Genomic DNA, 229 nt, shown 5'->3' with positions numbered 1-229 from the left:
ACCGAGTTTGCCCTTATTCTGCTTGCCGAGGAGCGCGACGGCTAGATGCTGTGTCCCGCCGCAGGTGATGCTCTGAGCGACCTTGGTCGGAAGCTGCCCGAGCCTCGCCCACTGCGCATGGCGCTCAAGCGGAAGCAATGCGGCCACGGGCAGATCGAGGTCGATCCCGACGTGCTTGTCGACTTCGATCTTGGTCGGCTCGTACTTCGCTGATGTCAACAAGAGGAAG

General features: G+C 61.6%; 1 pseudogene. It reads right to left on the bottom strand.

The window, feature by feature from the left end:
* Nucleotides 1–229, bottom strand: a pseudogene (locus KVS71_RS19640) (ATP/GTP-binding protein); the annotation flags it as partial.

The organism is Microbacterium sp. GbtcB4, assembly GCF_019091465.1.
Taxonomy (GTDB): domain Bacteria; phylum Actinomycetota; class Actinomycetes; order Actinomycetales; family Microbacteriaceae; genus Microbacterium; species Microbacterium paraoxydans.
Note: the sequence above shows the minus strand (reverse complement) of the source record. Positions and strands in the feature narration are given on the sequence as shown.